Source organism: Paenibacillus sp. FSL K6-0276, from assembly GCF_037977235.1.
Lineage (GTDB): Bacteria > Bacillota > Bacilli > Paenibacillales > Paenibacillaceae > Paenibacillus_AQ.
On record NZ_CP150276.1, the window covers coordinates 2,352,556 to 2,367,792 of the forward strand.

Here is a 15,237-nt window from a genome sequence, read left to right on the forward strand (position 1 = left end):
ATTGGAGCAGATGAAAGGGCTGTCGAGAGGGAGCTCTTTTTTTGCTAATCATTAGATGTGGTAGAATATGGGTATGCTTCAAGGAGGTATGCGAATGAACGTAAAACAGAACGTACTATTAATTTTATGTGTAGTTGTAATTGTAGCTATTATTGGATGGATCACTATTGAGGTTGGGCATTCCAAATGGAATTTTGAACGTCAGTTAAATGCGGATTTACAGAGACTCCAAACCATAAATGAAGTGAATTATAGTTCCGATGCTGATGCAGTGAAAGAAATAAGCCTAATGAAGCATCCTTTGAAAATAAAAGTCCTCTCTACAACTCCTGAAGTAGCACCAAGACCTGATTATTTTCGTGATGTAATGGTTGAAATTAATGATGAGCCTTTTAAAGTACGAATGGCTTGCTATACTAAACCCTTGTCTAATACCCCATTTGAAATATGGGATTTGAATCAAATTAACTTTGAATAACCTCACATCATACCACTGAATTTGAATTTCACTAGTGGATTGGCTATGATAAATATAGAGAAATGCTACAAGAGGAGAAATGGATAATGACCCCCGAGAATCAGATCGAACAATTTAAGAAGCTTAAGCACGAGATCACACGTTTTATGCTGATTTATAAATTTGCACTAGATGAGATGGAGACGAAGATTGAGATTCTCAAGCAGGAGTTTCAGTCTCTGCATGATTATAGCCCTATTGAACATACCAAATCCAGAATCAAGTCTCCCGAGAGTATTATGAATAAAATGCTCCGCAAGAATGGAGAATTATCTCTAGATTCTGTGAGGAATTGTATTAAAGACATTGCAGGTCTGCGGATTACATGTTCTTTTATCTCAGATATTTATCATGTAAGTGAAATGCTTCAGAAGCAGGACGACTTAACAGTGCTTGAGGTGAAGGATTATATTAAGAATCCAAAACCTAATGGATATCAGAGCCTTCACTTGCTGATTCAAGTACCTGTATTTATGTCCGATCGTCAGGAGCTCGTATGTGTAGAAGTACAAATTCGTACTATTGCTATGGATTTCTGGGCAAGCCTCGAACATAAAATATTTTATAAATATAATAAGTCGGTACCAGAGAGCATGACGCGTGAGTTGAAAAATGCTGCGGATGCTGCTCATGCACTTGACCTACAGATGGAGCGACTGCATCGTGACATTAAGGAAATTAAAGACGACGATGAAGATGATGATCTTAGTTCCTTTGAGGAGCTTCGCCGTATAGTGATTCACAATCAGCAATTCACACTTCCGGCTAACTTTATTAAGCTGCTTGGCGACAAATAAGCTGATCATATCACCTAGAGTTACCGTTTCTGGTTAACTCTAGGTTTTTTATTGGATAGATCATTGCCACTTACAACTAGAATAGAGTATTCTCAACTTAAAAGAGAGACTTGTAATCATCGGCTTCATCAAATTGATATGAAGGAGAATGAAGATGAGCGAGCGTACACTCCGAGCCATTACTGTAAATCAAATTGGATATCCGGTGGTTGGAGAAAAGATTGCAGTGTTTACTGGAGCTGGACATCACTTCCAAGTTGTTGATGTTGATCATGGAAATGTTGTATTCGAAGGGCTGACAGGTACTTCCAGATTGATGAGGCAAGCGGAGTAACTGTGCATACAGGTGATTTTTCTGAGGTTCATACAGTGGGCAGATACCGGATTGAGCAAGGTGAGGAAATAGCTTCGGCATCATTTATAATCTCAGATAAACCTTATCACGAGCTTCAACAGGGCTTGCTGAAGGCCTTTTATTATTATCGTTGCGGAGTTGAGTTAACTGAAGAGTACGCTGGAGATTGGAAGCATAAGGCATGTCATACAGCAGAGGGAATTGTATATGGTGAAACGGAGCGTCGGCTAGATTGTTCTGGAGGCTGGCATGATGCAGGCGATTATGGGAAATATAGTGGACCAGGGGCAAAGGCCATCGCCGAACTTTTGCTTGCCTATGAGTTATATCCATCCGCTTTTGTAAGCGCTGTCCCGATTCCTGAGAGTGGTGGGGGGACGCCTGATGTAATGCTGGAATGCAAAGTCGAGCTAGATTGGTTATTCAAAATGCAAGACAATAGAACAGGTGGAGTGTACCACAAACTGACTACGCTGAGCTTTCCTGACCTAGATGTGATGCCTGAGGATGATACAGCAGATCTATATTTCTCACCGGTGTCAGCCACCGCCACTGGAGATTTTGCTGGAGTCATGGCTATGGCAGCACGGATGTATGAGCCCTTTGACTCAGTCTATGCGAAGAAATGTCTGGATGCCGCAACACTAGCTTGGGAATGGCTTGTTCAACATCCAGCTGCACCAGGGTTTATAAATCCGCCAGAAATTAGCACCGGTGAATATGGAGATGGGAACGACAAGGATGAGCGGTATTGGGCAGCCGCGGAGCTCTATCGTACGACGGGGAAAAAAGAAAATCATGAAGCTGTTCTACAGCTGGCGCAGTTGTCTTTTTCAAAATCCAGTCTAGGCTGGGCAGATATGGGGGGATACGGCACACTTGCGTATCTGTTAAATGGTGAAGACCAAGCAGACCGTGCTTTGTATGCATCCTTAAAAGAAGGGCTTCTAGATGAAGGGGAACGGTTAGTAGAACAGAGTCATGAGGATGGCTTTAGGATCTCCTTAAAAGAGGATGACTATATTTGGGGTAGCAATATGCTCGTAATGAACAATGCGATGCTGCTGCTGGTGGCTGAATATTTTAGTGGCGATTCGAGATTTGCAGACTGTGCGCTAGATCATTTGCACTATCTGATGGGGCGCAACGTACTGGATATCAGTTATGTTACCGGATTTGGCGATCGTCCAGTGATGCATCCGCATCATCGTCCATCTGTTGGTGATCATGTGGCTGATCCAGTACCGGGTCTAGTATCTGGGGGGCCAGATCGTGGGCTCCATGATGAATATGTAGTAGAACATCTACAGGGCAAACCAGCCGCTCAGTGCTTTGCCGATCATGAACTTAGTTATTCCACGAATGAGGTAACGATCTACTGGAATTCACCAGCAGTGTTCGTTACGGCTCGGTTTAATCAATAATTTCATTTCACTGAAGGGAAAGGCGTTCTCTTAGAGAAGATGCCTTTCTCTTTTTTTGTTAGCTAAAATGCTATAATACGAGATGGTATGATATTTTTGCGCGTGGCAATAGGAGGTAAGGCATTGAGTAGTATTTTTGAAATTCAAAGACTAAATTGAACTGGAATAGCAGCGATCAAGCTTCGAAATATCTATTCTCGGACATCTCCGCAGAAATATCTGAATCGGACCGGATCGCTCTGATCGGTGCCTCGGGTCAAGGTAAAAGCACACTACTTAGAATAATGGCTCTGCTGGATGCTCCGGATGAAGGGGATATGCTTGTCAATGGCACTTCATTTAAAAGCATGGATTCAAGGCTGTGGAGAATGAAAATCGGTTTTGTGGCTCAACAAGCGGTTATGTTGCCTGGTAGTGTGGAGGATAACCTAAGAACCGTCAGCAAGCTGCATGATAGACCTTATGATCTTAAACTTGTAGAAAGACTATTAGAACAACTAGGGTTGGAACAACTGGATTTAAGTAAAAAAGCGGCAGATTGCTCTGGCGGTGAGAAGCAGCGAATATCCCTGATTCGGTCATTGCTGCTGCGACCTAATGTTCTACTTCTCGATGAAATTACTGCATCACTAGACATTGACAGTACTCAAAGGGTTGAGGATCTGCTAGAACAGTGGCATAAAGAAGAAGGGACTTCAATGATTTGGGTGACCCATGACCTTAAACAGGCTAGCCGAATTAGCACTACTACATGGTTTATGGGGAAAGGTAAGCTGGAACAACACTTGAGTGAATCTTTTTTTGCTGAATCTGCGGAAGCTTTGGCCAAAAGGTTTGTTCGACCGTTAGAAGGAGCGTCATTTATATGAGTTATACTGCATTGAGTTTTACGCTATTGTTTGTGTTAGGGACGATGTTGGTCTCGGTTTGGCAAAAGCTCGGACTCGAAAAAGACATTATTGTAGGCACTATAAGGTCGGCGATTCATTGCTTGCGGTCGGATATGTACTGCAATTTATTTTTAAAACTGATCAGATGATCTATGTCATTTTGATTATTATCTTCATGATAAGCGTAGCCGCATGGAATGCAGCGAAAAGAGGGAAAGAGCTACGTGGATTAGTCTGGAGAATTGGACTTGCGATCGCTACTATGGAACTTCTCATGATGGGCATTCTGCTTGGCTTACATATTATTGAGGCGACCCCACAATATATCATTCCAATTAGTGGCATGACCATTGGTAGCGCTATGGTTGTCTCGGGTTTGTTCATTAACCATATCAAGCACGAAATACAGCAGAGCAAAGGGGAAATCGAGACCCTGCTGTCACTTGGTGCAACGGTTCCACAGGCGATCCATGAAGTTAGAAAAAGATCTGTGAAATTCAGTATGATCCCAACCATCGACGGAATGAAGACAGTAGGACTTGTCCAGCTTCCAGGTATGATGACGGGTATGATTATTGCAGGCGCAGATCCAGTAATCGCTGTTCGCTACCAGATTCTGATTGTATTCTCATTCACCGCTTCAGCAGCCATAACAAGTATACTGCTTAGTATGCTGAGCTACCGACTCTTTTTCACACCGGACCTACGGCTTAAGCAATCGGTAGAACTATAATAGAATTCTATTTCTCACAAGCGATTCCGTCATTATCACGGTCGCTTTTTTTGTTGGCATTATAGAGCTCTTTGAATACATAAAAGTTAGCGATCACGGGGAATAATTAGAATTCAATTCACAAGTGGTGAAAAAGCTATCTATGAGGTGATTCTAATTAGCACAAAGAAATTGGCGGTCGCCCTAGTCGCTGGCGTATTGCTTTTGCCAGGAATCGCAATAGGTGCGCCATATAACGGAACGGTAGTCCAGTCTAATGGAAAGTTGCTCTCAGCAATGCCTTTGCCAGCCCCCGAGTCTAAACGAATTATATTGCCAACTGCATTTCAAGCGGCTGAGCTATACGGGTTCGGTTTGCAGCACCGGAATGCGTCGATTCAATATTCGATCTTCTCCAAAGACTTCAAAAAGGTTATGTATCCGCAGTTTGTTGAACTGAACTGGGTAACTGGCGTATCCAGCCCATGGATCACAAAGTACGAGATTACTAAAGAAACAGTAATTAACCCGAATTCAGAGGTCATAGAAATGCGCATAGATTCCGCAACCTCAAATGGTCCAGAACCATCAATGCTACTGACAATCTCACTTGTTAAAGATCATAATAGCTGGGTGATTACCGGAGTGAAACCGAATCCTTAAATGTTATATGGAGAATTGGAAAAAGAGCAAGCGTAATAGGGAACATTCCCGTACGCTTGCTCTTTTTTACTGACTGAATGCATTATTCCGCTATTACGCGCCTAATCTCTACCCGCCTTGACCATCAATTCGGCCATCATTTTTGGTTCAGTTCGGACAGTAGTCATATGATCACCTTTGCCCTCGATGAAGCGAAAAACGCCCAAATGACTGGACTGAGTCGGGTGAAACCCATATGGGCCTTGTGGGATAGCCGTGTCTTCCGTCAGATAAAGATAACTTTTAGGGATTTGGAGACTGTAGAATTTCTTGAGATCTAGCTTTTCGAATAGTGGAGTAGCTGGTTCAGGTGGAGCTTGTTTATAAAAGGCTTGTGCTTCCGCAAGACTTGCAGTGTTTACGAATGTATCCCGGAAGAGCGGGAAAGGGAGCGTGATGGTGTTATTACCGGAAGCGTCTCTAAGCTGTTCAAAGGATTTAAGTGACTCAGCAGGAAACTGATCCGCCACACTTTGGCCGTCAAGCGGCGCGAAGGCATCGAAGAACACGATCCGTTTGATCCGATCAGGTACTTGCTGGGAAACTGTTTGAATGACTGACCCCCCAAAGCTATGTCCGAGCAGAATAAAATTCTTCAAGTCTTTTTGTTTGATATAGTCGACAACGGACTTTGTGATCTGCTCATGTGTTACATTATTATTCTTATCCGCGCCATGTCCCGCATATTCCGGTGTGTAGACGGTGTGCCCTAACTTACGAAGCTCGGCTGCTGTTTCATCCCAAAAACCTGCTGTAGCCCAAGACCCATGAATTAGAACAAAGGTTAATGGAGTTTGTTTGGTAGATGATTTGTGGTCAGCGGCTGCAACCGCCGAGTGTTGATAGATAGGCAGTAAACCAATAATAGAGAAAAAAGTGATACATAACGCTAATACTATTTTAGTGTGAATCGATTTCATACTTTGCCTCCTGTGTAGTGTGAGAATTTAACACTATAGAGGATACCCCGTTTAACAGGGAAAGATGAATTTTTAATGGAGTCAGTGGATCTCCGGCACCTAGGCATAGGCAAACGCATATGTTGTTCTAGGGAATTCAAAATTTATAGGAACAGAAGGGTAGGAATAAACAGTGACTTCATACATGGACTATACGTCCCCTGATACACAATTCACTTTCGATGTGAACACTAACACTCTATTTAAAAAGGATGCCCACAACTTCATCAATATGCTATCAGTTAAGCAGTTGAACACACTGGAGAATACTTCGCTTCTTGATATTTTTCTTAGTAAATCGAATGTGGTGGAACCCCATTATCATCAAAATGCGGCAGAGCTCGTCTATTGTATCTGCGGTTCAGCAGTAGTGTCCTTAATCAATCCATTTACAAATGAACTTTTGCATTTCCCGATTTGTCCCGGTCAAGTGGCAAACGTACCGCAAGGTTGGTGGCATTATGAGGTAGCAACCGCCGATAATACACATTTACTCGCGATTTTTAATGCCCCTATTCCAGAGGTCATCTTAGGCTCGGATATCCTGAGCAAAACTCCTGCGAATGTATTGGCTCATACTTACTGTTTGAATGAAGCCTTGGTAAAGGAAACATTGGCTCCGATCAAACCGGGAACCTTCATTGGCCCGCCTGCCGACTGCTGTGAGGAAGATAAAGTAAAGGGAGTCAGTAATATGGCTCCAAATATGGCTCCAAATATGAATATGCATGCAAATATGAAACCTAACATGCATCAAAATATGCAACCTAACATGCAGCCATATGCTCATATACAAGCTCAACCCATCCCGATATCTTCACAAATGCCCCAAGCAATACAGGCATTCACATATCAGCCTTATCCAATGCAAGGATACTACAATCAAGGCTATGAACAGCATTATCGCCAACAGCCTTATGTACAACAACAGCCGAATTATCAATATTCGAATAATCAAGAGTAACTACGCAAAAAACCTCCCGAGATTAAATTTCTCGGGAGGTTTACTTGTTATGGCTTAAGATACACGGACAAGTACTCTGCCTCGTGTGTTTCCTTGCAGAATATCTTCCAATGCTTGTGGCAATTCATTTAAGGTTACTTCACGATCTACAAGGTTCTCAAGCTGTGCAGGCTTCAGATCAGTTGCCATCCGTGTCCACGCCTTTCCGCGAAGCTCAGCAGGGCACTCTACGGAATCAATACCGAGCAGGTTTACCCCCCGAAGAATAAATGGAAGGACGGTAGTTGGAACAGAAGTACCTCCGGTCAGGCCACTTGCAGCAACAGAACCTCTGTAGGAGATTTTACTCAAAATGGCGGCAAGTGAGTTTCCGCCAACAGAATCTACAGCTCCTTGCCAACATTGTTTGTCTAAAGGTTTGGTTGAACTGCCAGTAACGTCTTCGCGTGAAATGACCTCTTCCGCACCAATAGCTTTTAGATAGTCGTTTGCTCCGGTATTACCAGTGCTGGCCACTACGCTATAGCCTTTTGTGCTAAGCATGGCGATAGCTGATCCACCCACACCTCCGGTTGCTCCCGTTACGAGCACCTTTCCTTTGTCCGGCGATAAGTCATGGTCTTCTAGCGCTAGAATGGACAAGGCAGCAGTTAATCCAGCTGTACCATAGATCATAGCTTCTCTTAGTGTAAGTCCTTCCGGAAGAGGAGTGATCCAAGCAGCAGGAATACGTGCATATTCGCTATACCCTCCAAAATGAAATACACCCATACCATACCCTGTTGCAATGACTTGCTGTCCTTCACTAAACCGCTCGTCTGTGGAGGATACTACAGTACCGGATAAGTCCACACCTGGGATAAATGGATAAGATCTTAAAATTTTTCCGCTCGGGATACTCGCTAACCCGTCTTTATAGTTCACACTGGAGTATGCAACCTTAATTACGACTTCTCCAGCGGGTAGGTCTTCTAAGGTAACTGGTTTAACGGCGACGGAGAACGATGATTCTGTTTTGTCGACAACCAATGCTTGAAATGATTCTGTCATAAGTGTAAGCTCCTTCAACTACGTTATTGATAAGACAATGTATATAATATTTATTCTGCCTAGTCAACTTGCGGTTGTCTATGATATAACGCAAGTAAGATTATAATCAAACTCTCCATGTTATTTGTACAATGGACGTGTTATGTTCAGACTGTCGGTATATCTATTTTTTTGAGGGAGAGTTGTTGAAATGTCTATAATAAAATTAGTCCATGAACATGAGATCGAACCGTATTTGGACCTCTTAGCCGAGGTTGAACATAACAAACTGAACAGAAATGATCCCGACCATGAGCGGTGGCTAAGACGCCGTATTCAATCACATTTTGAGCGTGGGGCGTTGTTTTATGCCTATCATGAGAATGAACAAGACGATACTTTTGGTATTGTTGCCGTTCTACATGAGGAAGCACCGATTGGCATTCCCGCGCTTGGAGCGAGAGCTGAAGTCCTCGACATTGGGGTAAGTAAAGATCATCGAAGAAAAGGAATAGGCGGTATCCTACTTCAGCATGTAGAAGAGGTTGTTAAGAGTAGGGGAGCTTACTGTTTACTTATGATGACGTATGCAGAAGATTATGATGTGATTGCTTTTTATGGAAAAAATGGCTTTGTGCCCGTCGCTACAATCCCTGATGTGTTTGGTCCTGGTGCCGAAGGGAATACTATATTAAGAAAAATGCTAAGGTGATCTATTCAATAGGAAGAAAGTTTGTTTAAATGGTATAGTATAGTGTATTTGAAATCTTAGGGTTGAAGAAAGAGAGGCTAATTCATGGCTATTGCAACAACGATGATTGTCAGGCTCGAAATTCGGAAATCGGTTGCTTCTTTTGGTGATGTTGCTTCAGGAATTGCCACTGCAGGCGGAGATATCGTCGCTATTGACGTGATCCGTGCAGGTAAGGATGTAACAACTCGAGATATAACAATAAACGTGCAAGATGCCTCGAATGGAGAAATCATGTCTATACTATCGAAGATGCCAGGAGTCAAAGTAATTAATGTGTCAGATCGAACTTTTCTAGCTCATCTAGGCGGAAAGATTGAAATTACACCTAAAATGCCTATCAAAAATCGGGAGGATTTATCGCTGGTGTATACCCCGGGAGTTGCCCGAGTGTGTACGGCGATTGCCGAAGATCCGAACAAAGCCTATTCTTTGACGATGAAGCGGAATACAGTAGCCGTTGTTACAGACGGTACGGCTGTGCTTGGACTAGGGGATATTGGACCGGAGGCGGCTATGCCTGTTATGGAAGGTAAGGCTATGCTGTTTAAGCAATTGGCGAACATCGATGCTTTTCCACTATGCTTAAATACTAAAGATCCTGATGAAATCATTAATATCGTAAAAGCAGTATCTCCTGGATTTGGGGGAATCAACTTAGAAGATATCAGTTCTCCGCGTTGTTTCGAGATTGAACGTCGGCTTGCCGAAGAGCTGGATATTCCGGTATTTCATGATGATCAGCATGGTACATCTGTTGTAGTTTTGGCAGGTCTTTTGAATGCACTTAAAGTAGTAAATAAATCTATCGAAGATGTTCGAATTGTCGTTGTAGGTATAGGTGCGGCAGGGGTGTCCATCTGTAATATGCTTCTGGCAGCAGGAGCTCGCAAAATCTATGCGGTAGATCGTGAAGGTGTTCTTAGAAAAGATCTTCAGTATGATAATCAGGAATGGCGGAAGCTTGCTGATGCAACTAACCCGGAAGGTATTGAAGGTGGACTGACGGAGGTTATGCAGGGAGCAGATGTCTTTATTGGGGTGTCACGTGGTGGGATTCTATCCGTCGATCATCTCAAGAGCATGGCCAGCGATAATATTGTGTTTGCAATGGCTAATCCGACACCGGAGATTGAACCAGAATTGGCCGAGCCTTTTGTTCGCGTGTTAGCGACGGGTAGAAGTGACTATCCGAATCAGATCAACAATGTGCTGTGTTTTCCGGGTATCTTCCGTGGTGCACTGGATTGCAGAGCAAAAACAGTGAACCTTGAAATGAAGCTAGCCGCGGCAAAAGCGATTGCTTCAGTCGTTCATCCGGATGAAGTCAATGAGCAATACGTGATCCCAAGTATTTTTAACGAAAAAGTGGTAGAGTTAGTGCGTCTGGCGGTGATCCACGCGGCTATTGCAACAGATGTGGCCCGTAGGATTCCTAAGGATATTGCTAAGGATATGGAATAAAAGCGATACTATAAATGGACTGCTTTGCTTTGTGAGAGAGCGGTAAAAGTATATATTCCCATTTTAGTAAAGTGGCTGATATAATTACTATAATGTATGAGATGAATTAAATAAGATTGATGCAATTATATGTAGAAAGGGCATCCAAGTGGGTGCCCTTAAATTTTGCCTCTAGAAAGGGTATTATTTCGAAAAGGGTTATATTAATTTAGAAGTGGTGAATTCATGAAAGAGTTTTACAGTCAGGTGAATCGAAAAATCTATTATATTGTAATGTTAATAGTCATTGTTCTTATGATATCTGGATTAATATTGTCTACAACAGAGTTGAATGGGATTAATTTTGGATATATTGTACATTTTTTTTGTGTAATGTTTCTATCCGTCTGTTTATGGATCTATCCTAAGTATGAGACATATACTTTTAGAAAGATCATCATTCTTTTTGGATTTGCTTACTTCTATACTCTTTTCTTTTTATATCCTCAAACTTGGACCACATATATTTTGATTTGTCTTATTCCTGCACTTTCTATTCTATTTTTTGATTTAAAATTGTTCTACTTTTCCTTTATTATAAATGGAATATTAATGGTGATTACTTTTAGTTATGTCATCTTTATTGATAAAAGCGAATTATACACCAATCTACATCATGACATTGTAGGCAATATTATAAACATTATAGCTGTTCAAGTGTTATTATTTTTCATTTTTCATTTATCATTTAAACGGATGAAAAAGCAGCAACTGTATTATGAACAATTACAGCAATCCGAGCGTTTAAAGATGGTAGGGCAATTAACAGCTGCTGTTGCGCATGAAATTAGAAATCCAATAACTGTGGTTAGAGGTTTTTTGCAATTGTTCAAAGAAGATGCCTCATTTGATGATCCTAAGAAAAGTAAGTTCAACTTAATGATTGATGAATTAAACACAGTAGAACAGATAATCTCTCAATTTCTAACCCTTTCAAAACCAAATGGAGATCAAAGACTCGAGAAAGTAGATGTGAAGGATGTTGTTCAAAGTGTTGCGGGTTTGCTTCATTCCTATGCCATGCTATCTGATAATCAAATTGATATAAAGGTAGAGGAAGATTGTTTTATTTCCATTAATAAAATTGAGTTTAAGCAGTTACTCATTAATATTATAAAAAATGCGCTAGAAGCCTCGGATGTAGGTAAATCCGTCTCAGTCATAGCAAATAGAAATAATAATTTTATCGAGATAAAAATCATCGATGAAGGAAGTGGAATGTCCGAGGCTGAGGTTAAGTCGCTGGGCACGCCTTTTTATTCATTAAAAAGTAATGGGACTGGTTTAGGGTTAATGATTTGCTTTAATATTGTAGAAAAATATGATGGGGAAATTTACTATAATAGCTCAAAAGGTATTGGGACAACAGTTACTATTCGCTTTTTAGCTACGTATGAGAATCGTAAACACAATTAAGAGAAAGCAGGATGAACAATCATGGTCGTTATCAAAGAAATAGAATTAGAGTCTCTGCATGAACTTGGTGATTTATATCAAGAGTTGATGAATCATCCGTCTGACCCAAACAAGCTTGAGGAAGTATTTAAAGTGATTAAGGCCGACAGTCGGTACATCTTGTTGGGGGCTTTTGTGGAAGGTGAACTGATGGGATCTTTGATGGGTATCATTTGTCATGATCTAATAGGCGATTGTAAACCGTTTATGGTGATTGAGAACGTGGTTGTTTCATCGCGTGCCCGTCGTCAAGGTGTTGGTAAAAAACTCATGCTCGCTATTGAAAAAATGGCCCATGAAAGAGATTGTTTATATATCATTTTAGTCTCTGGAGAGAAGCGGAAGGAAGCGCATATTTTTTATGAATCGTTAGGTTATAGAGATGAGAAAGTCGAGGGGTACCGGAAACATCTAAGTTCCCATTAAAAGGAGGTTTTTGATTTGCAAACATTCTTTCAATATAACTGGATGGTCCGTGAACAATGGTACGAGTGGTGCGAAGATATTTCTGAGGAAGAGATGCTAGCAACTCGTACTGGCGGTGTAGGCAGCATTCTTAAGACCCTCTTTCATATAGTTGATGTGGAGTGGAGCTGGATTCAAGTATTGCAAGGTAAACCGGATTTTCAGGAGGACTTCGAGCATTACAAATCTTTGCAGCAGGTAAGAGAGCTGGATGCGAAATTCCGGTCCGAGGTGGAATCCTTTGTACTTTCTTGGCATGAGGGTTTGGAGCGGAATGTTTTTGAGGATCACCTGACGGATGGTCGAGTCGTGACTGATACTTGGGGCGAAGTGATACGCCATGTGATCGCTCATGAGATTCATCATGTCGGACAGTTGTCTGTCTGGGCAAGAAAAATTGATAAACAACCAGTATCGGCTAATTTGATCGGGAAAGGGCTTATGGATAGCCTACAATCTTCTTGAATTATAGAAAAGCGGAAATCCGGAATTTGGAATTCCGCTTTTTATTTAGAGCCGATGATTTATTGCGTATATCATGAAGTGCTGTCGGTGGAGAGCAGCGGCGGGAACCACAAATGACGAAGATCAACCCAGCCCTGACTATTGAAGCTTACGCCTCGGACAGTGGGGAGATATGCGGTCTGGGTGGGTTTTTCATACAAAATATGAAGGTGATGTTCCTCGATAAGACGGTTCTCGATGACACTAAAGCTCTCAGATCTAGCCTCAGGGTTAGGTTCCCTTGCAATCGTATACAGCCAGCCTTCAATATCTGCCCGGGTATGTGGTTCTATATGCTGGGAAAGTGTGAGGTATAGATCAAATAAACGAAGCTGTTCATCCTCGTCACGAAATAAAGAGAAAACAATCAGGTCAGATTCCAGTCGGACCGGTCCTTTGAATTCCTCTGGAGACACGGAAACAACAGTGCACGAATAACCTTGACGCTCAAGTGTAGCGGCAATGAATTCAGCATCGGAGGCATATTGCGGTATGGTCGATATTTGCAGTTTGATTTCTTGATCCTCCATCGCCTCTTGCGTTATGGAAGCTGAATCGTCTTTTAAACAGGATACGATCTTTGCCCGAAGAAGGGGGTCGCTAAGCGGTCCTTTTTTTTGCGTGTTGCAGGTAACAAATTTACGAATGTAGGACTCCGAATGAATCCGACTCCAAGATGAAGAATTGGTGGATGAAGGATTCTGAATCACATGAAAAGCCGAACCTGTATCTGAGGAACCCGCCTCGGTATCCCACGGAACATAGAGTATTTCAACTCGATCCAAATGAGCTCGTCCTTGGAAATAATAAGGAAAAACCTCGAGCACACAAGTGTCCTCGTTCATTTCCACAACCTTGAATGGCCCTGTTCCGTCCGGTCTGCGGCCAAAGCTAGGTTCGTCCATTCCTTCTAAATCACGCGGAACAATAGCGGCTCTGCTCGTGCACAAAAAGGGGAGAAATAGCTCATTGGGCTGCTTAAGAGTAATTTGAACGGTGGATGGATTTAGCGCGGTGACCCACTGGATTTCTTTGAAAATATAGCTATAGAGTGTCCGCTTAGAGGTTCGCATCAGCCGTCCGAAGGAATAGACTACATCTTTAGCTGTCAGTACTTTTCCATGATGGAACAATACTTCCTTGCGCAGAAAAAAAGTCCAGATGGTACGGCTCTCATCCACTTCCCAGGCGTGAGCGAGACTAGGTGCAATCTTATCGCGTTCCCCGCTACGTCTCACTAATCCGTCGAAGACATGACTGGAAACAAAGGACTCTGCCAAAAGATTCATATGGAGTGGATCGAAGGTATGTAGCTGCTGGGTGATGGGAAGTCGTAGGGTATCGATTTGTTTGTCACTACGTATTTCGGAATGATGCCCAAAATAGGTCAGCAGCCAACCTTGTAATGTATCCTGCAGCGAGGAGGAGCTGGCATGGGTTTTGATGCCTTCAATGGCTTTGTGAACATCTTTACGGCTAATGGCCTGCATCATAGATTGAAGCGCAATTTCTTCAGAGGGGACAAGGAACTGTAATAAGGAACGGCTTCCGCGTCCGCGCTTAGGCGTCCATTGGACCCATTCCAGCTGCATCATTTTATTCACAATATGCATGGCATTGCGGTGTGTACATCCGAAGGTCAATGCTAGTTCATCCATCGTAACTGAGATTTCTGTTGCTCCCCCAAACTGAGAGTGCAGCTTTAAATATTGGTTATGCAACTTCATTGTTTAGGTCCCTTTCAGAAAATAGGAAATTATATAAAAATTCTTTCTCTTTTTTTTCTTATTTTATCACTTAAAATAAGGATAAGAAAGTAAGAATATGGGGGTGTTTACCATGATCGATGAAACGGGACTTAAGCTTAATCGATCACTTGCCGCATTAATTGTTGCCCTCCTACTGGCGATTGTTCAGGGTCTGGCTTCTTACTTTGTAATGAACTATATCGGGATGGACGTAATTATTGCTAATAAGAATATTGAGCGTTATGAGGCGAGCGGTAAGCTGGACGCAAATTATTTGGTCGGTCTATCACCAGAGGTAATTCCTGCTCTGATAAAGTTCAGCCGTAAGGAAGACGGGATGCTAGATCAATTTTTGAAAAACGAATGCTGGGATGGTGCTCAGAGGGAGCGGAAGTGGCAGTCCTTTAATTTCCCAGAGTATCGGGCGCAGCGTGAGTTGGAGAAGTATTTTGCACAGTAAAG

16 protein-coding genes and 1 pseudogene are annotated in these 15,237 nt (G+C 42.3%); 14 read left to right on the forward strand and 3 right to left on the reverse strand.

The genetic code is table 11. From position 1 onward, the window contains the following. Positions 1–94 precede the first annotated feature (94 nt). The 7 genes and pseudogenes from MHH52_RS10675 to MHH52_RS10705 all read left to right on the forward strand — a co-directional run bounded on the left by MHH52_RS10675 (position 95) and on the right by MHH52_RS10705 (position 5,358). Complete coding sequence (locus MHH52_RS10675) at positions 95–478, forward strand: hypothetical protein (protein WP_340008482.1); 384 nt, start codon at positions 95–97, stop codon at positions 476–478. Between the two features lie 86 nt (positions 479–564). Continuing rightward, a complete protein-coding gene (locus tag MHH52_RS10680) occupies positions 565–1,314 on the forward strand; it encodes a GTP pyrophosphokinase family protein (RefSeq protein WP_042187155.1) in 750 nt (249 codons plus the stop codon). Between the two features lie 154 nt (positions 1,315–1,468). Beyond that, entirely contained in the window at positions 1,469–1,648 is a 180-nt protein-coding gene (locus MHH52_RS10685) for a cellulase N-terminal Ig-like domain-containing protein (protein ID WP_340008483.1), read from the forward strand. A gap of 35 nt (positions 1,649–1,683) precedes the next feature. After that, positions 1,684–3,093: a glycoside hydrolase family 9 protein gene (locus MHH52_RS10690; protein ID WP_340008485.1), complete on the forward strand. Its 1,410-nt coding sequence runs from the start codon at positions 1,684–1,686 to the stop codon at positions 3,091–3,093. Positions 3,094–3,248: 155 nt separating this feature from the next. Then, positions 3,249–3,962, forward strand: a complete 714-nt coding sequence (locus tag MHH52_RS10695; protein WP_340008487.1) for an ATP-binding cassette domain-containing protein — start codon at positions 3,249–3,251, stop codon at positions 3,960–3,962. Next, positions 3,959–4,716 (forward strand): annotated as a pseudogene (fetB, locus tag MHH52_RS10700) (iron export ABC transporter permease subunit FetB). The gene MHH52_RS10695 and the pseudogene fetB overlap by 4 nt, the downstream one beginning before the upstream one ends. A gap of 147 nt (positions 4,717–4,863) precedes the next feature. Continuing rightward, a complete protein-coding gene (locus tag MHH52_RS10705; RefSeq protein WP_340008489.1) occupies positions 4,864–5,358 on the forward strand; it encodes a hypothetical protein in 495 nt (164 codons plus the stop codon). A gap of 101 nt (positions 5,359–5,459) precedes the next feature. On the opposite strand, the gene MHH52_RS10710 is transcribed toward MHH52_RS10705, so the two are convergent. Then, complete coding sequence (locus tag MHH52_RS10710) at positions 5,460–6,317, reverse strand: alpha/beta hydrolase (RefSeq protein WP_340008491.1); 858 nt, start codon at positions 6,315–6,317, stop codon at positions 5,460–5,462. A 184-nt stretch (positions 6,318–6,501) separates the two neighbouring features. Here MHH52_RS10710 and MHH52_RS10715 point away from each other — a divergent pair, with 184 nt between their 5' ends. Further along, positions 6,502–7,320: a cupin domain-containing protein gene (locus tag MHH52_RS10715; RefSeq protein ID WP_340008493.1), complete on the forward strand. Its 819-nt coding sequence runs from the start codon at positions 6,502–6,504 to the stop codon at positions 7,318–7,320. Positions 7,321–7,374: 54 nt separating this feature from the next. Here the strand turns inward: MHH52_RS10715 and MHH52_RS10720 are convergent, their stop codons facing one another. Continuing rightward, entirely contained in the window at positions 7,375–8,370 is a 996-nt protein-coding gene (locus MHH52_RS10720; protein ID WP_340008495.1) for an acryloyl-CoA reductase, read from the reverse strand. A gap of 190 nt (positions 8,371–8,560) precedes the next feature. Here MHH52_RS10720 and MHH52_RS10725 point away from each other — a divergent pair, with 190 nt between their 5' ends. The 5 genes from MHH52_RS10725 (at position 8,561) to MHH52_RS10745 (ending at position 12,988) form a co-directional block, all read left to right on the forward strand. Further along, positions 8,561–9,061 carry a GNAT family N-acetyltransferase gene (locus tag MHH52_RS10725; protein ID WP_340008497.1) on the forward strand — a complete coding sequence of 167 codons (501 nt, stop codon included), beginning with the start codon at positions 8,561–8,563 and terminating at the stop codon, positions 9,059–9,061. Between the two features lie 84 nt (positions 9,062–9,145). Continuing rightward, entirely contained in the window at positions 9,146–10,564 is a 1,419-nt protein-coding gene (locus tag MHH52_RS10730; protein WP_340008498.1) for an NAD-dependent malic enzyme, read from the forward strand. A 591-nt stretch (positions 10,565–11,155) separates the two neighbouring features. Continuing rightward, entirely contained in the window at positions 11,156–12,019 is an 864-nt protein-coding gene (locus MHH52_RS10735; protein WP_340008500.1) for a HAMP domain-containing sensor histidine kinase, read from the forward strand. Between the two features lie 21 nt (positions 12,020–12,040). Beyond that, a complete protein-coding gene (locus MHH52_RS10740) occupies positions 12,041–12,484 on the forward strand; it encodes a GNAT family N-acetyltransferase (RefSeq protein ID WP_340008501.1) in 444 nt (147 codons plus the stop codon). Between the two features lie 15 nt (positions 12,485–12,499). Next, a complete protein-coding gene (locus MHH52_RS10745; protein WP_340008503.1) occupies positions 12,500–12,988 on the forward strand; it encodes a DinB family protein in 489 nt (162 codons plus the stop codon). A 71-nt stretch (positions 12,989–13,059) separates the two neighbouring features. Here MHH52_RS10745 and MHH52_RS10750 read toward each other — a convergent pair whose 3' ends face one another. Beyond that, positions 13,060–14,754: an ABC transporter substrate-binding protein gene (locus MHH52_RS10750; RefSeq protein ID WP_340008505.1), complete on the reverse strand. Its 1,695-nt coding sequence runs from the start codon at positions 14,752–14,754 to the stop codon at positions 13,060–13,062. 112 nt (positions 14,755–14,866) lie between these two features. On the opposite strand from MHH52_RS10750, the gene MHH52_RS10755 reads away from it, so the two are divergent. Continuing rightward, positions 14,867–15,235, forward strand: a complete 369-nt coding sequence (locus MHH52_RS10755) for a DUF4153 domain-containing protein (RefSeq protein ID WP_340008507.1) — start codon at positions 14,867–14,869, stop codon at positions 15,233–15,235. Positions 15,236–15,237 lie beyond the last annotated feature (2 nt).